This window comes from Pseudobythopirellula maris (genome assembly GCF_007859945.1).
Taxonomy (GTDB): Bacteria; Planctomycetota; Planctomycetia; order Pirellulales; family Lacipirellulaceae; genus Pseudobythopirellula; species Pseudobythopirellula maris.
The window spans coordinates 276,663-297,002 of record NZ_SJPQ01000004.1 but is presented as its reverse complement, the minus strand read 5'-3'; the positions used below and the strand labels follow the sequence as shown (position 1 = coordinate 297,002).

Genomic DNA, 20,340 nt, shown 5'->3' with positions numbered 1-20,340 from the left:
CCACACGGGCGCCACGGTGTGTCAGATCCGTGTCAGGTGGCCCAAGGGGCCGGGGGGCCAATCGACGTAAGTCGTTGCCAGATAAAGGGTGGCTGAGGGGTCTCGAACCCCCGACCTTCGGAATCACAATCCAGTGGATGAAGCAACTCGGAACAAATTCGGAACAATACGGGCGATCCAAGCTACCCGCTACTCCAATGCGACCGTAGGCATCGATCGACCAAAACGCCGTTTAGAGTGGCGCAGGTACGCATTAAGTGTCCAAAAGCAATGCAAAAGAAATACAAGAATCGCGGACTTAAAATCCGGTGGGGGGTAACCCTCGTGCGGGTTCGAGTCCCGCCTCGGCTATCGTTTTTTTCTGCGAGGAACCGCCGGACAGCGCAGGAGCGACGATAACAGGGCGTTTGGCCCCCTGCCCTTCGACCGCTTCGGGCTCGCTGTCGCCCCATGCGGTCTCTGGCAGCGCCGCAATTTGCGCCGCACGCGAGAATCCGTCGGCTGTCGCCTGCACGTAGTGCCGGTTCGCCACGGCCTCGCTGTTGCCCAGCCACGCGCAGACTTCAACCATGTTGCAACGGTAGTGCGGCCCCAGCAGTTCCGTCTGCCGTGAGCTTCGCAGGTTGTGCCAGAGTCGCGGCCACGGTTGGAGGCCTGCCCGCTGGATGGCCGCGAACATGGGTTTTCGGAGGGAGGCGTCTGTCCGGCCCCGCAGGAACGGAAGCAGCATTTCCTCCCCTTCCTCCATTTCGTGGAATCGTTTGGTGATAAGCCGCTCTAACTCGGGCCAGAGCGGGATGATTCGTTCTGCCTTTCCCTGGTAACGCTTCGTCTTGGGGCTTGGGACGGTCAGCGTGCCGGCCGCGGCGTTCACGTGGCCAATCTTCAATTGCCGTGGCTCGCTGCCCACCCTGAGGCCACCGAATCGGCTCAGGACGAACAGCAGCCGCCATTGCGTGTCTGGCAACTCTTGAAGGACTTTCAGGGCATCCGCTGGCGGGATGAACACCTGCCTGGCCGAATTGCCCACGCTCGCAGTCTTCACGCCCGAATCTTCGTAGGGGTTCCGGTCCAGCCAGCGTTTCTTGACCGCGTAGCCCAGGAGCTTTTTAGCGATCGCAGACCGTTTCCGGATGGTTGCCTCGGCGAGCCCCTTCTGGCTCATCCAGTCGACGAAGTCGTCGCAGTCGCCGCCAGAAATATCAGCAACCACCGTATCGGCCGGCCAGTGGCCGAGCATCGACGCGAAGGCGGCTTCGTGAACGTTGATCGTGCCCTGAGCGTACCCCCCCGCCCCATCACTCTGATACTTAAGACGCTTATAGTGGTCGATCAGCTCTCCCACGGTCACGCCCCTGGGCTTATGCCGAGGCTGGGCCAGGCTGGCCCGCACGATCCGTTCTCTGATCTTCTCGTCCAGCTCCGCAAGCCAGCGGGCCGTGGCCTCTGGCGGGGCGCTGTGATCCAGCAGCGAAGCCGCCAGGGCCTCGATATGCCGCAGCATGGCCTCGGCCTGTTTTCTGGGTATCGCCCCCAGTCGGATAGTCTTGCGATCCCCGTCGACGAACACCAGCACGCGCCAGCCGTCACGGCGGGGGCCTGACTTGCGGGGTCGTCCCCTCTCTTTGCTTAGACTTGCCATGGAATTCCTGTGTGTGTTTGCATTGAGGTTGGAAAGCCGGCCGCCCCAATCGGAGCGGCCAGCGTTGCGGTCAGTGAATCAGCCCCTCGATTGTTTGTAGCTCGTCGGTCGACGCCGCACGGATCGCGCGGACGGGCTTCTCGCAGTCCGAATAGCAGCACGGCGCCGGTCCGATCATCGATGACCCGGCGCAGGCCACGGGTCGACACGAGTACCCGGTCGCCGGGCAGCACTTGGATTACGGCAACGTAGTCGGCATCTATCGCCGTAGCTGTGAGCGCATGCGTACTGATCGTGAGAGACTTTCATCCTCCGCCAGAGTGGCGAGAGGAAAGAGAGCGCGTGGCTGCACTGGCGTTGTCAGGCGGCTACTAAACCACCCCCCCATCGTTGCCTCAGGGGACACCCGCGCAGCCACGCGCACTGTTTTTAGTAGAGAATTCGACATGGTTCTTAGTAGTGCTCAGACGCCAGCGGCGCCAAGAGTAGAAAACCGACAACCTCGTTGCCAGTTTCCGAAGTAGCTTTGACACCCGAATCATGGCGGTTCGATGGTCGGTTTGTCAACGTCGCCCCGAAAACGGCATTCTGAGTCGCCGCGTCTGGGGCCCAAACGCGGCGGGCCGGTGTCTAGGTCGTCTTGGGGATTGGTGCGTTAGGGGGGCGGCTCAGGGCTCGGCCAAATCCCTCACCCTGGGTTGGGGGTCTTGGCCAACTTGCTGCCCGCCCGTCCGAAGACGACAATCGGCCTGTCACTCCTCACTCTTGTTCGGGATCAGATGCATGGATATCACCGGCGGCGCTCAAAAAGTCTGGGACATTGGGGTCAAGCTTAGGGACTCGCTGCGCGACGCCGAGCATAAAACGTTGATTGCGGAGCTAATGAACGCGGTGGCTGATGTGAAGATGGAGGCCGCTGATCTCAAGCAAGAGAACCTTGTCCTCAGTGAGAAACTCACCGATTTACAAGAACTCAAAGACATTCGGAAGTACCTTCGCATCGACCGGGGGACGTATCGCTTAGACGACGAAAATGAAGCCGGCATCGCTGGCGGCATTTTCTGCACCTACTGCATGGATACGAAAAAGCAGCTCGTCAGGTTGTCCATAGTTCAAGGTAAAAACAAAGAAGGCAATTGCCGCTGCCCCGGTTGCAAGAACATGTTCTTTGCAAGAGTGGATTACAGTAACTCATGATCCTTGGCTCACCCCCCGCCGCCGTCTTTCCACTCGTCGCCGTCCTTATTGCGCTCGATGAACGCCGCCACCGGCTTCGACACGCTCCGCTCACTCACCTCGTACAGAGCGCCGGCCTCGTCGCGGGCACGGCCTTCCTCCGTTGTGGAATCGTTTCCACAACGGTTGTATTGTTTGAGCTTTGAGTCTCGCCGCTCCTTAGCCTTCACCGCACAATGCGGCTCAAGCTTCGCCGCCATGTTCCTTGCTCTTGGAGACCTTGCGGAACTTGGCTAGGGCACGGTCGCTAAAACCCTGGCCCAGGGTCAGGGATTTTTTCTTCCCCCTGCCAGGCGGGCTGGCCGGCATCAGCTCGCCACGCTTGGCTGATTCGCGCAGCAGGGCACAAGATCAGCAGAGTAGTAGTAGTAATGGGGGGTGCCATCTGTTGGCACCGGGATGCGATAACGCATGAGCTAGTTCAGAGATGCGACTTGAATTATATCTGAGATAGTTGCATTACCACGGCGAGCTGATACCTTGCGCCCATTGGTCACGCTCTCTATTCTGGAGGTTGTGCGATGAGGAATCTTGATTTCGTTGCCGCTTTGTTTCTTGCTGTTATATTCACAGCTCCAACGTCTGGCCAAGCTCCGGACCGGGTTCCAACAGTCCCGCGGGGGGTAATGCTGCCGTATTTCGGGCACGCCCTTCCGGATGGTTATGTTTGGGCAGATGGGAAAACGAAGTGGCCTGATCAAAGATGGGTGCCGGCGCACCTAGTAGGTAAGCCCGTCCCTAATATGGATGGCAGAATGCTGGCTGGCGTCTCCGAGGGCGACAGTCTCGGTAGTGATGCTTTGGGCGAAGCAGGGCATCGGCATGATGTCAATATTCCAACATTGGCCGTACAGGGGCATACGGTCGGAATCGAATTGAGAGGGCCTGATTGGCCAAGTAAGAATAACGTATATTCAGTAACTCAGGGCGATGGTGAGCACACCGACGGGGCCGATCACATTGAGACCGATGAAGAAGGTACTGGAGAAGGTCAGCACCGCCACAGAATAGATAGCGGCTTAGCGCACACTGTTAAGAAAGACGGCGTCCAAGCTGAGCAAGCCACTTGGATGCCGCCGCATGCCGGTGTGCGATTCATCATTCGAATGCGGTAGGGACACCCTTCTCAATCGCCATCACCGCGGCCAGACCAACCCGCCACGCTGCCCCACCAACTCGCACGACTCAAGTCGATCGAGAACCCGATCCAGGTCGAAGCGACTGGTGCCGAGCATGCGGCCTAGGTCGCACACAAGCATCCGCTGTCGGTCGCGCACGAGGTCGAGAGCGGCTCGGCGGAGTGGCTCGTCGGGATCGTCGTCGGATACGCAAAACATCGGGGCGCCGCCTGGGGTGAAGGAATCCGGGGCGGCAATCTACCCCCGCCTGTGCGATCCGCAACGGCGCCACAACAACCTGGGGCCAGGGCACGAGGCGGGCGCCTTTTGTGGGCCCCGCCCGCATCCTGATAATTCAGTTGTCAAAGAACCGGCAATTGTCGACAGCGTGGAACGCTGCTGCTGGGCCGAGTAGTCCCCTGAGGAATCCAACCCGTGCCGCAATCAGGGCCAAAGCGTGGGCCACAAGCGATTGCGGCGCACCCAACGGCACTCAGCAACTGACTTCAGCCGACGGGTTATCGTCTCGGCCGTTGTCCGGCAGAAAGTAGATCGCCCCCGGCATTCGCTCTTGGGCCTTTTCTAGGCCCTCACTGGCGGTGTAGACGCACACGAGCGCCCCGCCCTCAGTCTGGCCCCTTTCGCGGTCTAATTGCTGCTGCAGCCGCTCTAGGCGGCTCGTAAGTCGTTCCCGCACGTAGCCCTCCCTTCGGTTATGCGTCGTTCTAGCTCGGCGACGCGCTCGGTCAGCTCGACTTGCTCACGGCCCTTGCTCATGTGCTCGAGGATTGCACGGGCAGCGCCAAGTTGAACCTGTTCGGATTCGGCATTCAGTAGCTTAGTGAGCTTCTCCACTGCCTTGGCGCCTGAAGCTACCAAGGCGCCGAACGTCGATCGGAATAGCTCGTCTCGTGCCTCATCAACACGCTGGCGGAAAGCGGGATCGGTCTTAAGCCAGCGGTGCAATGTTCGCTCGCCGATTCCCGCAGTAGCCGCGGCGTGGCGAACGTCAGCCCCGCCCGCCAATGCGAGAACTGCCGAATCTTCGCCTTTTCGTTTGCTCTTATTCGCCATTTTAAGCCCCTTTGTTGGCTAGGCGGCGGGAGCTGGCACTATCAGCCCCGGCTCCCATACCGCCTTCGCCGCGTTCATTTATTCCACGGAGACGAGCCGCCAATCGCTAGCGATCGCCGCTTCCGATCGGCTCTTTTCTTCGGCGGCTAGTTGGCTCCGCTGTCGCAGATCGGCAATCGCGTTTGACTCCGCCTGGACTCGGTCGCGATCGGCTTTTGCTTCCGCCAACTGCCGCTCGCAGTTCTCACGGGCCCGTTCTGTGTTAGGGTTCTCGGCGAGGGCTTTGATCTTATTTCCCAACTTATTGACCGTTGCCTCCAAAGCGATGGCGTCGCGTTCCAGTCCTTCACGGTCACCCTCGGCCTCAAGCCAAGCGGTGTGCAGTCTGGTTTGGGAGTCGGAAAGACTCGCTAGCTTCGCCTTGTCCGATGACCTGAGTGTTTCAGCCAAGATCAGGACGGAGTTAAGCCGTAGTGCTTGCACCCGCTCTTTCGTTTTCCGGAGTTCATCGTGGGCCTGCTTGGAGACTTCAAGCAGTGGGTCAATACGATTGCGATGCGCCTCCCGCTCGGCCTCGACTGCCTCGCTGGCTATGCGGGCATTTTCACAAAGGGCATCCATCCCGGCGTCCAGCTCCTGCGCGAAGGCCTGATCTTCGATGGCCTGCTTTCGTTTCTGCAGCTTGCGAACGTGGGCCGTGAAGTCGTCGGCAGTCCAGCCGGCTGGTGACAGCGCCGCGCCAATCTCGGCTACTTCGACCTTATCGCCTTCAACGATTTGGATAGCCAGGTCGTGGCACTTCCGCTTGCCTTCACTTCGGATCAACTCTTCAACGTTTCCCAGGTCAACGCTCTGTGATGGATTCGCTTTCGTTGCTGTAGACATTATCGGTTCCTTGTTTTGCTCGGGTGGGTATTCGCGCGACAGCCTGAGCAGCTTCAGCAATGACGCGCGGATGGTAAGTAAGTCGTGTTTGCCCAAGTTGTCCGGAGGCCATTGGACAATTTGCGAGTACACATCGAGAAAGGGATCAGCGGAATTCATCGCAGGGCCTCACACCATTTCAGCCAGGTCGGGCAATCTTGAACCGGCTCCCCGGTAACTCTTGCAAGCGTCCTATTCGCTGGGCTCGCATCGGGCGATTAGCTCGATGATTTTATGAAGCTTCTCCGAGTCATCGATCGCCGGGCTACTCTCGGCGATCGCTTTGACTCCTTGGAAGAATCGAGCGTACCGATCCGAGGCATCCTTTCCGGTTGGTACTCCGGTGCCCTCAAGGAGCGTTCTTAGAATCTCGTCGCCAGAATGCCGCGGTCGCGTTCTGTCGACGGTTCTCGGCTTGATATTCCGAGGCGGTAGGCTGCCGAAAATCAGCTCGGCTGGCGTCAGATGGCTTCTGGGATCAGGGCGTTGCCCAGTGGTGGTAGGCTCCGTGACTCCGTGCCGAGCAGCAATCGCGGCGAACATGCCGTCTGCTTTGGAGTAGTGGTTCCGTGCTATCTGAGGGGTCATTATCGTTCCTTCGTTCGGGGTTCGATTCGTGGGGGGGCTAATCTGCCCCGCTGTTTCGTGCGGTTTAGTTGGTGGCTGTGCGATTGCGGCGCACTGGCCGGCTCTTTATGGGCTAGAACGGCGTCTCGGGCTCGGCAAGGGCGGCCAGGCTGTAGCTCTCGGCCTTGAAGCCGTGCGGGTCGGCTCGCTCTCGTGCGGCGTCGATGGCCGCTTGGTCAGCTGTGTGGATTCGGTCGTCGTTTGCGGTGCTCGCTCGGTGTGGTCCGCCGAGGCGTGCCAATCGTTTTGCGATGCGTTGCTTGAACGGATTGACGTAGGTCCTAGAGGTCCTAGGACCTGACCATTGCACCTCTAATGGGGCATATGTATGTACGGGTGACATGATTCGCTTCGCGTGCAAAGGAAAGGACTAGGACCTCTAGGACCTAAAATCCGAATCGAGTCCGATACCGGTGTACAAATAGGGTCGCTCATTGCCTTCACGCCCTCGAATGCGGGTCACGCTGGGAACGTTGGCGCTGAGGTCGCGACCGAAACGGGGGGCGTCTCCCGGCTTCTGGTTGGCTTCCTCGCACCAGTCCTTCCAGGCTTTGAACAGGTCATTGGCCTTCACCCGCTCGTCGGCTCCGACCACACACGCATCCCGAACGAACGCCGATATGGGGCTCGATAGGTCCGCCAGTTGGCTGACGAGCCCCTCGGTCGATTGTGGCACGGTGAACCGGCCCTGAGCCCTGAGACGAGCCCAGCCGGCTGCCGCCCAACAGAAGATCCCGGGCAGCTCACCCAACAGCCGATCGGTGAGACCGTGATCCTCGGCCCCGAAGTGGCTGACCGGCGTGTTCAGAACGATGAATCGGCTGGCGAACGCACCGCTCGAATCCCTGAGCCTCGGCAGCTCGTTGGTCAGGATCATGAACCGGGTCGGCAGCTTGCACTCGATAGGCTGCATGTTCTTCCGGTCGATCGTCTGGCGATCCTCACCGGTGATGCTCAACAGCCGCTCGACCACCACGGCGGAATCGAGGCGAGACGAGAAGCGGGCGTCGGAAATGATGGCCAGCGGCTTGCCGATCAGTGGCCAGATGCCGAAGTTGGTGGCGATGCTCGACAGCGTGGGCCCCGCGACGTTGCCCTCGCCGATCAGACCCGAGAGAACACGTGCGATCGTCCCCTTGCCGCTCCGTTTGGGACCGATGACGAGAAGGGCCTTCTGCTGCCGTGTGTCGGCCGTCAGGCAATAGCCGAACCACTCCTGCAAGGTTTGGATGCTGTGCGGGTCATTCGCCCACAGAGACCCGAGGAACGCCTGCCAGTGCTTGGGCATCGGGGCCTTGGGATCGAACGCGTAGTCGGCCGCTACGGTCGAGAAGTATCTCGGCGTGGCGGGGATCAGGTGATTGGATGAGCCGTCGACGAACGCGGGCAGGTGAACGATGCCCGAGCGTGTCGCCACGCACTCGCTCGGATCGGGCCGCTTGGCGTCGGGCAGGTCGAGCCAGCACGGAGCCGTGCGGTGAGCGGGCAGAAGCGTCTGGGACTTCAAGTGCTCCAGCACGTCCGAAACGTGGCCCCGTTTCACGCCGAGGAACTCGCGGTCCATGTACTCGACCAGCTTGGCCCTGAGGTCGTGATCGGGCGTCTTGTGGTAACTGTAACCCGACCAGTGCCAGAACTCGCCGAGCCAGAATCTAAGCCTCGGCAGTTCGTCGACGGTGAGCGACTTGAGGAACATTCGTGCCACGTCGGACGGGTCGATGTCGGCGATTGAGCCACGGAGCGTGCCCGGGTCGACCGGCTCCGGCTCGCCGGCCTCGTCCATCAACTTCCGCAGTGCCGGGGCGCCGCTGCTGACGATGAAGTCATCGAGCCCCTGCTTGTCGCCCGGCTTGCTGGCGGGGATGCGAACCACTTTGACGATGGCGCCCTTACTCTTGAGCGTCGCAGACAGGACTTGTTCGGCCGAAGCGACCGATGCGTTCTCCGTGGAGTCGGAGTCGAAGGCGATGAACACCTTGCGGCCGTGCCAGTTGATCCGCTCGAGGTCGGGCAGCAGCACGCTCACCCGTCCGCCCGGCTTGAAATTCCAGACACCCGAGAGCCCGATCGTCGAGAACCCGTGCTTGGTCGCGGAAAGGGCTTTCTTCTCGCCTTCTGTGATGACCACCTCGACGCCGTCGCCAGCGAGACGCGAACTGACGCCGGGCGGGAAGTAGGCTCGTGACTTCTCGCCGCCAGGTTGCAGGTACTTGGCCGGCTTGCCGTTCCGCTCGGGCGGTCGTTCCGGCTTCACGCGGCAGAACCGCAGGTTGCCGTCAAGATCGCGGTACTCGAACACAAGCCCGTGCCCGTACCGTTGTGGCCAGCTTTTCCACCCGACCAGCGCCGCCAATTTCTTAGCGTCGTGCTCCGAATAGACGCCGGCCGCCTCGGCGGTGGCTTGGTCGATGCCCGACTCGGCTAGCTCTCGCAGGTGAGAATCGAACAATTTGCGGACGGTGGCGACCCCATTCACTTCGGCGATCATCGGCCAGCCTCCCCGCACTCGTCATCGAGGGCGTCCGCCTGCTTGCGCATCAGGTCCGCCAGCAGGCGGCGATGCCAGTAGGGGCATTGTCGGGATAGCACGTAGAGTTTGTGCTCGAGGTGACGAACGACGAACGGGGGCACTTCGTGAACTTCTGGCGTGTGGGTCTTGCTCATCGTGACGCCCCCCCGCAGAGAACGGCGTCGATAGCGAATAGCAGTCGAGCCAGCGTCACCCGCACGTGATCGGGCTCCCCCACGAAGAGCTGGTAGGCGTCGCCCCGGTCATCCAAGCGTTGCAGCTTGCCAGATCGGCTGACGAAGATCGCATGCGTAGGGGCCGGTAAGCCCTTAGTGAGAGCCCCATAGCGGCGGTGAATCTCGGCCGATGTGAGCCGATGGCGACGCCGTTTGTGCCGGCAAGTGATTGCCGAGGCCTTATCGCCGTAGATGGTGCGATGGTTGCAAACCCTGATAGTCTGCTTGCGACTATGACCGGCCGCGTTCTCTGTGATAGACTTACTCATTGCTGATTCCTTTCGATTTGCCCGGCTTCCGCCTGGTCCGCGGGGCCGGGCTTTTTCGTGCCGACCCGCCGGGCTAGTGGTCAAATTCCTTCTCTGGCGATCCGCTCTAGCTCCGCCCGATTGATCCGCCTTAGCCGGCCGATCTTGGTCGACGCGATCGCTCCCGACGCCACCGCGTCCGCCACGGTCCGCTCGCCGAGGCTCAGCAGGTGTGCTGCTTCGCGAATCGAGAATGCCAGCTTGGCGGGGGCAGCGACTGCCGAGGCCTTGGGCAGCGAGGGCCGCAAGCTCGCGGAGAGCTTCTTGGCGACGCGATCTGCGAGAGCGTCCAGGTCGGTGGGATCAAGTGTGAGGGTCACGGGGCGACAGCCTCCCGCTGGGCAGTCATGGCCTTCTCGGCTGCACTGACGGCATTTCGACCGTCTTCGTCGAAAAGTCGAAAGTGCGCAGCCCGCCCAACCGGCTCGATTTGGCGTGACTCGATGATGTAGCGGACCCTGTCCTTGTCTATGCCAAGGGCTCGGGCGATATCTCCGAGGGTAAAAAGAGTCGGCATGGCTGGCCTCATGATCTCGGTGGCTTTGCGTGAACCGTGAACTCGCATGGCCCAAGTAGACCGAGGCCTCGCATCCGAATTGCCGTGACAGGAATTCGGACCGCAAAAAAGAATGGGGCCCGCGCTTTCGCACGTGCCCCATAGCGGAGAAGTAGTGGGTTTTTTTTCAGGTCCGAGATCGGAATTTGGGCGGCAATTCGGATTCCGCCCCGAATCTAGGCACTAGCCGTCTCAGCCACCTGCCTCGCGGCGTAATTCTTCGCGTGTTTGTAAGCATCATCTGCTGTTTTGGCCGATCCACAATCGTGCTCAGACTCTAACATCCAATCCCAGAAGTTAGCTTTCAGTGGGCGGCGGTTTACGCCTTTGCTTTTGCGAGAGCAAGAATCGCGATAGGCTTTCACTGCTACAAAACAAGCCAGGTCGGTCTCGTCATCGGTCTTTGGGCCTGGCTTCTTGGCCTTAGCTTTCTTGGGCTTGGCCACCTTTCCGGCTTCATGGACGCGGGCATTACACTCATCTAGGAATTGATGGAATTTCCTGCGGTGTTCTCGCTGCACGTGGTCAGAGTCGCCCCGCCGTGCGTAGAGGCTAGGTATAGCTGGGTCCGAGAAATGTGGCGGGCATAGACCGGCAGATCGCAAGTCGTGCTCGATCTGCTCGACAATATCCATAGGGTCATATGGTCCGTCGTCGCTAATCGGCCAGGTATGCATCGCGTTGCCGATTATGCCTGTAAGTTCCTCCAGCGATTTGTCGCGCTGCGACTCTTCTCTTTGGCCCACCACGCAGCAACAGGGGGGGTGAGCTTCAAAGCATGGCTGTAATTGACCCGTGAGTCTGACTTGCAGACGCTCACAGTGCTCGGCGACTTTGGGCCAAAGGGAAAAGGAACATGCAGCCCAGCCATCGGCGCGGCGGGCTTCCTCTACCACATGATCGTGCTTGTTGAATAACGCTTCGATCGCATAGACCTCGTCAGCAAAATCGGCGTATCGGGGGTTAGGTTCGCCAAGCGACGACAGGTGGTGCGTGCACCAGCGGGGGAAGATCGCTTTCTTTACTGGCTCAGCTGCTAGTCTGCACGCCTTGCCCAGGGAGCGCAAAGCCATGATTTGCTCCTGGAAAAGGCTTTCGTAGCCCTCCGGAAGCCAGACTTGCCGCCGATCTTCTCCGCCGTGAAGTGGGTACTGTGCCCACCTTGCAGGAAATACGGCGAAGTCACCTCGTAGCACCTCTGGCGTAGCATCATCGTCTGCTTTGCCGAGCCAGATCAGGACCGCGTGTTCGTCGTTGTCACTGCGTACGGACGCAATCTTGGCAAGTGCACGAAGCTCTCTTTTGACGGCCCGAAGCCCATGGTGGTCATCCACGCTCTGTCTCCCCAGTGCCAACCCGCCGCCTCGACGGCCGCCCTGGGGAGGGACATAGCCGCCGAGGCCGCGACGCGAGGAGCTACCCCGCTAGTTGGTCAATTGTGTCTAGAAGGCCGAGAGCGTCTCGGCTTGCCGGTATTGTACCGGAAAACAGGGGGCGGCTAGAAGCAGCGCACAGCCCCCCACTCCCCCGGTAGGGATTGGCAAGAAGTTTTCACGAGCGGTGCCACAGAGTGGCAGGCTATCCAGCTGTGCCGCCATGCGCGACGGCTTGGATTGTCAGTTCCCAAAATAGCGGATTCTGGCCATGGTGGGAGTCCCTAGTGGGCTGCGTCACCTTGATCGACCAACGCCTCGGCCTCCTCATCATCAGATTCGTTTTCGAGGTAAACATGAGGCACGAGAACACATTGGCGCTGCGACTCCCTGTCGCCCTGGGGTATCATAACCCACTCCACGTCCACGACCTTCATGGGGGGGCCGTTCTCTGGGGTCATAATCTCTCCGATTCGTGGAACGGATGCTGCATAGCAGCCTTGCATCTTCTTGTGGGTGCCTTCGGTGCGGTCCACCAACTCCATAAAGTGGGTGGCGCCAAGCCATTGGGGGAGCACCGCATCTTTCGATCTTAGGTAGGAAAAATGCGAGGATGCCTCGGTCAGTTTTTTAGCTGCATCCAGAAATCTGCTCTGGAGAATGCATAGCTGGATGACATCTCCGGCAACCGTTTCGTCAATTTGATCACTGATCAGGCGCTGTTTGATCGCTAAGCCTTTGGGGCTCTGTCTCCCACTCTCAACATCCTCTAGCATGTCTTCGACTCGATCTTGAGTTTCACGACTAATCCCAAACGATTCCCGCTCTTGCTCTAAAACAGATTCGAACCCGCGCGCTAGGCCGAAGATTCGATCCATTCTGACAATGTCACCACCTGCCCATCGGTGAAGCCGGAGGATCTCAGAGAGGATGATAGGGGCGTGGGATGAGGTATCAATTTCGTCAGACATTGGGCCGCTTTCGCCAGGGAAATGCAAAGGATTCGTCAACAGCACCCACGCTTAGGCTATCCTGCTCTAATGCGCGTCGCCACCTTCACCCTCAGCTTTTTGCCTTTCCCAAGTGCATATGCAGTCGCATTGCTTACAGTGTCGATTGCACACGCCTGGAACGGCCCCGGTCACCAGACAATCGACCTAGTCGCATGGTCACAGCTAGCCGAAGCCGACCAAGCCGCCGCGATCGACCTGCTGCGGGATCACCCCCGCTTCGAGCAGCACTTCCTCGGCTCGATGCCTTCGAACGTGTGGGCCGGCTCCGATGCGGAGATAGACGCGTGGATCTTCGCCCATGCGGGCACGTGGCCCGATCAGGTTCGTTCGGCCCGTGGGCAGGTGACCCGCGACGACGTGCGACGCTACGGGCGGTCGACGTGGCACTACGTCAATCTGTGGGTCTTCCTGAGCGACTCCGACCGCGACGCCCTGGCCGGCAAGCTGACGAACAACCGAGAGACCGAGCCGACCGACGACCGCGACGACCGCAACCAGAACGTGGTGCAGGCGATCGGCAACAGCCTGCGGATCATCGACGACCCGGCAACCGACCGGCAGGCGAAGGCGGTGTCGTTGTGCTGGTTCCTGCACTTGGCCGGCGACGTTCACCAGCCGCTCCACTCGTCAGCGCTCTACTCGGTCGGTCGGTTCCCCGCTGGTGACCGAGGTGGTAACTCGATTCCCGTGCGTGGCCATGGCGGCGACCTCCACGCGTTGTGGGATCGGGCGATTCTGCCCAGGCGAACCGACTTCAACCGGGTCCGCAAGGAAGCCTTAGACCTCGTGCAAGAGCACGCCGAGTCGGGCAAGGCCGCCGCTGCTGAGCTGGAGCCCAAGCAGTGGGCGGTAGATTCGTGGCGCCTAGCTCGTGCCATGGTCTACACCGATGCCGTGCTCGCCCCCATCACGGCGGCGGATGGCTCGCCGAGGCTGCACAAGCTCGAGCTACCGACCAAGTATCTCCGAGACGCTGGGATCACTTCTAAGCACCGGGCGGTCCAGGCGGGCTATCGAATCGCCGAGACACTCAAGGGGCGTCTGCCTGCGGCTGAGGGCGTCAGGGAGCCGCTGGTGCGTCCTGCGGAGCCCGAGGCTAGTGGGGGAGGAGCCGGTCAGCAGGAGTGAGGCCAAGGAACGGTTCCCTGAGCAAGTCGCGGCTGGGCTCTACTGGCTCAATGAAGGATCGGGTACGCGGCACAATGCGAGATGCAAATGGTACGGGACCACGAAGACCGGGCACTGGTGCTTGGCGGATGAGGGCAAGGGGTGTGAGGGGTAGAATTGCCATTTTTGCAGTGAATGGCTCAGCGACGATATTCTGGGGGAGGGAAAGCGATAGATGCACAAGGAAATACGGGCGGGCTTGCAGACCATCCTAGTAGTAGGTGGCTTGAGCATCGCGGTTTTAACAGCAGATGATTTGAAGCCGTTTGCCATAGTGGCTTACGCCTTCTTTAGCTTTTTCATGAGCCTATACGGGCTGTTTGGGCGTGAAGATCGGCTCCGGCGGCAATTGAGTGATGCGCGGGACGCCACCATAAGAGACCGATTCGGGGATTTTTATCGGAGCCTAGAAGCGGGCCACCCGAACCCCAGGCCAGGGTTATTTCGAGCCCACCTCTACTTGCGACAGGGGCGGATGCCGATTGAATGGTTCCGAGCCGTTTACCACTACGAGCTAAAGCCTAACGACAAGGACGCTGGGATCCGCTGGTGGCGAGTAGGTTTCCCATGGCAAGCAAGCTGGCGGTGCTTTAGGTGGCTGGGCCTCCAGTGCTGCTGTCAGGGGCTGGTCTGGGATGTTTGCGTTAAATGCGAGTACGGACTTTTTTTACGGCGAGATAACGCAGATGTGAGGGGGATTTTCGGGCTTTCTAAGAAACAAGCTATGCTTACAGAAGGGGTTACGGCGATCCTGGCTTTTCCTATACGATCAGCCGATAATCCAGACGGCGGCCGAATCTACGCCGTATTGACAATAGATACGTCGGACGAAACCGCGGCGAGCCAATTGGCCCAAGTGGCGTCTGACATTGAGGGGAATCCAGAGCACCCTCTGCCTACGCTAGTCGATATCTTGGCCTTCTATGTGCCTACCTAAGAGGGATTACATGTACAGAACTGCTCAACTCAAAACTGGTGCAGTAGTTTTTCGCAAGCTGCCAACGAGCCTGAAGAAGTCCGGCGGTACGGTGGCCGATCTTGCAAAGCTGCTGGGATCTTCGCGTAGCAAGAACAAAGAGAACCAACGCGAAGCGGTTGGTGCTTCTTAGGCCGATTGCTGATCCCCCCTGCCCCGGATAATGCGCCGCACCTTCACGGCTCGCGTTCTTTCCTGGGGTTCCTGCGGTTGTTCGAGTCCCGCCTCGGCTATTTGGTAGCGGTGACGGGTCTGCGGTCCGCTGCCAGGAACACCGGTCACTCGGCTTGGGTCGCGATGACCATGTCGATGCCGAGGAAGTAGCCGCCGCTTTCGTCTGATTTGCCGACGTTGCGGAGCGTGAGGGTGTGCTCCCCTTCTTCGAGTGTGAGCGGGGGCAGGAAGTGCTTCTTGCTGGCGAGCGACTTGCTGTACAGGTCGACCGGCTCGCCCTGCGATTCGCCGTCGAGGAGCACCTCGAACTTGCCATAATCCCACGATTGGCTCATCACGAGCGTCAGCTTGTACGAGCCGCTCTCGCGGATGAGCAGCGGCAACTCGAGCGACTGATCGGCCACCGGCGGCCGCCAGAAGAGCTGGGCGTTGTTGCTCCATTGCCCCCCCTCCTGGGCGGAGAGATCGCCGCGGCTGACCCGGGCCGAAGAAACATAGAGCTCCGACTCGAAGCGGTTCTTGAAGTCTCGGTAGAGTCGGTCCTCGGCCTTGGGGAAGGCCGGGAACGGCTTGTGCGGCTCGAGTTGGTACCAGTACGCGACCGAGGCGAAGTCCTCCACGCGCGGCTCGTAGCCGCTGCGCAGCTCGCCCTCTTCATCGAACGCCGCTCCCTTGTGCTCGATCTCCATCCGCAGCGACTTCTCAAAGCTTACCGGGTCGGCCACGTGCCAACGGTAAGCGGTGATCAGACCTTTAGGCTGGTAGTGGTCAAAGATCGGCACGCCGTAGTAGGGGCCATCAAACTCGCGAAAGCCCCAGGCGTCGCAGAAGTAGTCCTCGGTGCCGGTGCCCTGAATCGAGGGGATCTCTTCGCCGTCGATGTAGAAAAAGTCGTCCCCTTCGCCAAACCAACCGCCCGCCCGCTGGCGGACGTTGAGCACCGTGCCGACGTAGTGGCCGCGGCCCTCGATGTCGGCGATCAGGTAGTCCTGGCCCTCGGTGGTGGGGTACTCTTGGCGGTACTGGGCGTGGAAGTAGGGGGTCTCTTCGGGCAGCGAGGGGAGCTTCTGCCAGTCGACGTAGTAGTAGAACGCCCCGACCGGCAGCTTGCCCTCGTTCGTAATGGTGACCTTGGCGCTCTTGCGAAACGGCATCGGCCAGTAGCAGTTGCGAGAGCGCCCCTCGGAGCTGACCATCACGGGCAGCGACTCCATCGGCCGGTTCACCCCGTGGCCGATGACGAAGAAATCGCCGAGCGGCGCCTCGACCGATGGCTCCTGCTCGCCGTCCCAGTACATGCGCACCACGAGCAGCCGCGAGGCGCCTTGCTCTTCGGTCGCGAGGGTGTTCCAGATGTGCTGAATGCGGCCGGGCCCCTCGAGGTCGGCGATCACGAGTGTCTCGCCCGGGGCGATCTGGCGGTTGTCGCTGTTGCCGTTACGCCAATCCCACTTGTCGCTCGAGGAGGATCGCATCGAGCGGCCCGGCTGCAGACGCTCGAGGCTGCCTAACGGCCCGGCGGGCTGGGCGAAGAGCGGCGCCGATGCGCAGGCCAGCAACGCGGTGCTGAGAAAACAGCGATGGAAAAGATTCATAGGATGCCTGATGGTTCTGTGATGGGTGCATTCCCTGCCGCATCGAAGGCCGGGAAAGAAGGGGGGATCGTGGTCTCGACTCTAAGAAGCAAGGGGCGTGTTGAGCCTCACTACAATGATTCCTATTCGTCCTCGTACTTCGCTTGGGCGTGCGTGCTCGTACCCAGCTCGATGTTCTTAGGAACCTCTTCGCCGGCGAGGATCTTCAGCGCCGTCTCGATCGCCACCGTGCCGCCGGTGGGGTACTCGAACGTGGCGTCGAGCAATCCCTGGTTGACGTACGCGATCCCCTCGTGCGACAGCGCGTCGATGCCGACGAACAGCATGCCCTCTGCGCGGCCGGCCGCCTTGGCTGCGAGGTAGGCGCCATGGGCGCCGGGATCGTTGTGAGCGAACACGACGTCGATCTCATCGAATCGCGCGAGGGCCGAGTCCATCTCCTTGCGAGCCTGGGGCTCGAGCCACTGCATGTCGGCCTCGAAAATCACCTCGCCCACGTCGCCCAGCCCCTCACGGAATCCGGCGTGGCGGTCCTGAGCGGGGACGCTGGTCATCAGCCCCTTGAGCTCAACGATCCGTGCGTCGGGCTTCGCGTGCGAGGCGATCCAGCGGCCCGCCTCGCGGCCGATCGCCACGTTGTCGGCGCCGATGAACGTGGTGAAGTCGTCGCCCAGCACCTGGCGGTCGATCACCACCACCGGGATGCCCGAGCGGTAAGCCTTAGCAATCGGCTCGGTAAGGGGCTGAGCCTCTTTGGGACAGACCATGATTAGGTCGACGCCGGCGCTGACAAACTCCTCGATCTGCGACCGTTGCTTGAGCGTGTCGTTCTCGGCGTTGTTGAAGACAAGGCGGATCTCGGGGTGCTCGGCTGCAGCGCGCTTCAGATCGGCGTTCATCTGCGCACGCCAAGGCTCGCCGAGGTTGCATTGACTCATAGCGATCGTCCACTTCGGCTCGGCGCCGCCCGTGGCGGCGCTGTCCGATTGTGAACCGGACGATGACGAGCTTCCCGAGCAGCCCGGGAGGGCGAAGCTGAGAATCAGGCAGAGAGCTGTGATTGTGCGATGCATAGCTTCAAGAGTGGGGGAAAGAGGGGTGTTGGCGTGGGCCGATCGACGGCCAGTGTGGCGCTAGTACCGTCCACGTTTTTGGGTGAGCACCGCCGCGACGATGATCACGCCCGTGAGCATGAGACGCGTGGCCGAGGGGACGGCGTTGATGCTGAGGATCTTGTCGAGATAGCCGATCGTCAGCACGCCCAAGAGCGTGAGCCCCATGCCGCCCCGGCCGCCCATGAGGCTCGTGCCGCCGATCACGACCATGGCGATCGCGGTGAGTTCGTAGCCGGCGCCCGCCTCGGGGTCGCCTTGCTGCTCCTGGCTGGCCTGGCAAAGTCCGGCCACGCCGGCGAGGGCGCCAGACAGCACGTAGGCCCACACGGTCGAGCGCACGACCGGCACGCCCGAGAGCCGGGCCGCCTCGGCGTTGCCGCCAATGGCGTAGAACTCTCGCCCCAAACGGTGGCGAGAGAGCACCAAGTAGGCGACCGCCGCGCAGGCAAGAAAGACCAGCGTGACGGTCGACACGTGGCCGCCCAGCAGCCGCGCGTCGATCGCCCTGTAGAGCGAGGGGACGTCAACGTACTGGTAAGTCCCGTCGGCCTGCGGCACCGCGGTCGACACCTTCATGCCGCCCGCCAGCTGCTTGGCGAGGCCGCGAGCGAACACCATCATCGCCAGCGTGGCGATGAACGGCTGCACTCGGAGCCAGGCGGTCACAACTCCCGACCCCAGCCCACACGCCGCCCCGATCAGCACGCTCAGTGGCACAACCAGCCAAGCGGACCACTCCCAGTGGATCGCCATCGTGGCCGAACAAACCGCCACCAGCGCGAGCACACTGCCCACGGCCAAGTCGATGCCGCCGGTGGTGATCACCAAGGTCATGCCGCAGGCCAGCATGCCGTAAACCGACATCTGGCGGAGGGCGTCGCGGTGGGTCCCGGTCTTGAAGAAGGCGCCGTCCGCGTTGAAGGCGACGCCGACCAGCAACACGAGCCCGAGGGCCAAGACGGCCCGGCCGACCGGCGACAGGAGCACCGCCTTGGCTGTTGCGACAAGCTTGTGGGGGGATTGATCAGGCATCGATTGCGGCAGTCGGAGTGAGGGCTTCGGATCCCATAGCGGCGGCGAGCACCGTCTCGGCAGACGCTTCGGCGCGGTCGAGGGTGGTGATGATACGTCCGCGGTGCAGCACGACGATCCGGTCGCTGAGGGCGAGCAGCTCCGGCATCTCGGTCGAGATGAGTAGGATCGCCATGCCCGCCTCGGCCCAGCGGTCGATGAGTTCGTAGATCTCGCGTTTAGCGCCGACATCGACGCCGCGGGTTGGCTCGTCGAGGAGCAGCACGCGGGGGGCCGTCTCGAGCCACTTGGCGAGTGCGACTTTCTGCTGGTTCCCCCCCGAGAGCGCCCCGACCGGCATGTCAAGGCTCGCCGCCCGCAGCCGCAACGCCTCGGAGTGACGCTCGGCGGCGACCAACTCTCTGCGTGGCCGGAGCCAGCCGGCCATTGAGAACGCTGGCAGGCTGGCCAGCGTGGTGTTCGCCGTGATCGACATAGGCAGCACCAGGCCGCTCGTCTTGCGATCTGCCGTGAGCAAGGCAAGGCCCTGCCGGATCGCTTGGCGTGGAGATCGGACCTCGACTGGCTGGCCATCGACCGCGACCCGGCCACGACAACCGGCCGTCGCACCGAAAAGGCCCAGCAGCAGCTCACTGGCCCCCGAACCCTGCAGGCCACCGACGCCGACCACCTCGCCCCGCCGGACCGACAACGAAACGGCGTCGACAGCCAACCCCGGCCCACTGGGGCTAGGGACGCTGAACTCGCTGACCTCAAGTCGCGGCTCCGAGGGGCTGCGGGCAGTGGCGGAGAATTGCTGCTCCACCTCGCGACCCACCATCCACTCGATGATCTTCTCGGCCGGCGCCTCGCTGGCGGGGGCCGACGCCACACGCCGGCCGTCGCGGAGCACCGTGACCCGGTCGGCGATCCGCTCGATCTCGTCCATCTTGTGGCTGATGTAGATGATTCCCACCCCGGCGGCTCGCAGCTCGTCGATGAGCTTGAAGAGCTTCTCCACTTCGTGCGCGTTGAGCGAGCTGGTCGGCTCGTCCATCACGAGAATCTTGGCGTCGAGCGACAATGCTTTGGCGATCTCCAGCCGCTGCTGCGTGGAGATCGCCAGGGCCTCGACGGGCGTCGAGGGATCGGCGTCGATGTCGAGTTCGCGGAGCCACTCGCGGGCCAGCTCACGCTGGCGCCCGTCCCGCACGAACCCGCACGAGGTTTGTGGTCGTCCCAGGAACAGGTTGTCGGCGATCGACATCGGGCCGATGAGCGAGAGCTCCTGGTGAATCACCGCCACCCCATGCTCGACCGCTTCGCTGGGATCACGGAAACGAACCTCGTGACCCTCGATCGCGAGGCGCCCTTGGTAGTCGGTGTGCACCCCGGCAAGGATCTTGATGAGGGTGCTCTTACCGGCGCCATTCTCGCCGGCAAGGATGTGCGCCTCGCCCGCGGCCAGCTCGAAATCGACGTCGCGCAGCACCGAAACGTGGCCGAAGCTCTTCGAAACGCCGCTCACTTTCAGGAGCGGGCAGTCGGTTGGGGGGGTGGCTTGCATAGGGCGATCGGCGAACTACTTTTCTTTGAGCGTAATCATGTTAAAGTATTTTTCCAGCGGGTGTGAGGCATTTTTTGCTACCCGACTGGAAGCCTCCCAAGCGGTTCTCGTAAACCGGA

17 protein-coding genes are annotated in these 20,340 nt (G+C 61.5%); 4 read left to right on the top strand and 13 right to left on the bottom strand.

Features of this window, described 5'->3' with window-relative positions:
• Positions 1 to 298: 298 nt before the first annotated feature.
• Positions 299 to 1,576 (bottom strand): tyrosine-type recombinase/integrase, encoded by a 1,278-nt coding sequence (locus tag Mal64_RS17370; protein WP_146402677.1) that lies wholly within the window; start codon positions 1,574 to 1,576, stop codon positions 299 to 301.
• Between the two features lie 849 nt (positions 1,577 to 2,425).
• On the opposite strand from Mal64_RS17370, the gene Mal64_RS17365 reads away from it, so the two are divergent.
• A complete protein-coding gene (locus Mal64_RS17365) occupies positions 2,426 to 2,839 on the top strand; it encodes a hypothetical protein (protein WP_146402675.1) in 414 nt (137 codons plus the stop codon).
• Between the two features lie 8 nt (positions 2,840 to 2,847).
• Here Mal64_RS17365 and Mal64_RS17360 read toward each other — a convergent pair whose 3' ends face one another.
• The gene (locus tag Mal64_RS17360) at positions 2,848 to 3,078 is read right to left on the bottom strand and encodes a hypothetical protein (protein WP_146402672.1); all 231 of its coding nucleotides are present in this window, start codon (positions 3,076 to 3,078) and stop codon (positions 2,848 to 2,850) included.
• A 555-nt stretch (positions 3,079 to 3,633) separates the two neighbouring features.
• Here Mal64_RS17360 and Mal64_RS17355 point away from each other — a divergent pair.
• Positions 3,634 to 3,993 (top strand): hypothetical protein, encoded by a 360-nt coding sequence (locus Mal64_RS17355; RefSeq protein ID WP_146402670.1) that lies wholly within the window; start codon positions 3,634 to 3,636, stop codon positions 3,991 to 3,993.
• Positions 3,994 to 4,014: 21 nt separating this feature from the next.
• On the opposite strand, the gene Mal64_RS17350 is transcribed toward Mal64_RS17355, so the two are convergent.
• From Mal64_RS17350 to Mal64_RS17315, 7 genes are all read right to left on the bottom strand, one after another.
• Positions 4,015 to 4,215, bottom strand: coding sequence for a hypothetical protein (locus Mal64_RS17350; RefSeq protein ID WP_146402668.1), 201 nt, complete (start codon positions 4,213 to 4,215; stop codon positions 4,015 to 4,017).
• Positions 4,216 to 4,665: 450 nt separating this feature from the next.
• Entirely contained in the window at positions 4,666 to 5,070 is a 405-nt protein-coding gene (locus tag Mal64_RS17345; protein WP_146402666.1) for a hypothetical protein, read from the bottom strand.
• A gap of 78 nt (positions 5,071 to 5,148) precedes the next feature.
• Positions 5,149 to 6,114 carry a hypothetical protein gene (locus Mal64_RS17340; RefSeq protein WP_146402663.1) on the bottom strand — a complete coding sequence of 322 codons (966 nt, stop codon included), beginning with the start codon at positions 6,112 to 6,114 and terminating at the stop codon, positions 5,149 to 5,151.
• 886 nt (positions 6,115 to 7,000) lie between these two features.
• Positions 7,001 to 9,109, bottom strand: a complete 2,109-nt coding sequence (locus Mal64_RS17335) for a phage/plasmid primase, P4 family (protein WP_146402661.1) — start codon at positions 9,107 to 9,109, stop codon at positions 7,001 to 7,003.
• Between the two features lie 606 nt (positions 9,110 to 9,715).
• Complete coding sequence (locus tag Mal64_RS19955; protein ID WP_197525852.1) at positions 9,716 to 9,994, bottom strand: helix-turn-helix domain-containing protein; 279 nt, start codon at positions 9,992 to 9,994, stop codon at positions 9,716 to 9,718.
• Positions 9,995 to 10,406: 412 nt separating this feature from the next.
• Entirely contained in the window at positions 10,407 to 11,564 is a 1,158-nt protein-coding gene (locus Mal64_RS17320) for a hypothetical protein (protein WP_146402655.1), read from the bottom strand.
• Positions 11,565 to 11,887: 323 nt separating this feature from the next.
• Positions 11,888 to 12,574: a hypothetical protein gene (locus Mal64_RS17315; protein WP_146402652.1), complete on the bottom strand. Its 687-nt coding sequence runs from the start codon at positions 12,572 to 12,574 to the stop codon at positions 11,888 to 11,890.
• Between the two features lie 138 nt (positions 12,575 to 12,712).
• Here Mal64_RS17315 and Mal64_RS17310 point away from each other — a divergent pair, with 138 nt between their 5' ends.
• Positions 12,713 to 13,744: a S1/P1 nuclease gene (locus Mal64_RS17310; protein WP_197525851.1), complete on the top strand. Its 1,032-nt coding sequence runs from the start codon at positions 12,713 to 12,715 to the stop codon at positions 13,742 to 13,744.
• Positions 13,745 to 14,730: 986 nt separating this feature from the next.
• A complete protein-coding gene (locus tag Mal64_RS19950) occupies positions 14,731 to 14,892 on the top strand; it encodes a hypothetical protein (RefSeq protein WP_197525850.1) in 162 nt (53 codons plus the stop codon).
• Positions 14,893 to 15,037: 145 nt separating this feature from the next.
• On the opposite strand, the gene Mal64_RS17305 is transcribed toward Mal64_RS19950, so the two are convergent.
• The 4 genes from Mal64_RS17305 to Mal64_RS17290 all read right to left on the bottom strand — a co-directional run bounded on the left by Mal64_RS17305 (position 15,038) and on the right by Mal64_RS17290 (position 20,221).
• A complete protein-coding gene (locus Mal64_RS17305; protein WP_146402648.1) occupies positions 15,038 to 16,528 on the bottom strand; it encodes a glycoside hydrolase family 172 protein in 1,491 nt (496 codons plus the stop codon).
• A 122-nt stretch (positions 16,529 to 16,650) separates the two neighbouring features.
• Positions 16,651 to 17,601, bottom strand: coding sequence for a substrate-binding domain-containing protein (locus Mal64_RS17300; protein WP_146402646.1), 951 nt, complete (start codon positions 17,599 to 17,601; stop codon positions 16,651 to 16,653).
• Positions 17,602 to 17,661: 60 nt separating this feature from the next.
• Positions 17,662 to 18,675 carry an ABC transporter permease gene (locus Mal64_RS17295; protein WP_146402644.1) on the bottom strand — a complete coding sequence of 338 codons (1,014 nt, stop codon included), beginning with the start codon at positions 18,673 to 18,675 and terminating at the stop codon, positions 17,662 to 17,664.
• On the bottom strand, positions 18,668 to 20,221 hold the full coding sequence (locus Mal64_RS17290) for a sugar ABC transporter ATP-binding protein (RefSeq protein ID WP_146402642.1): 1,554 nt from the start codon (positions 20,219 to 20,221) through the stop codon (positions 18,668 to 18,670). Before Mal64_RS17290 ends, Mal64_RS17295 begins: the two co-directional genes overlap by 8 nt.
• Between the last annotated feature and the right edge of the window lie 119 nt (positions 20,222 to 20,340).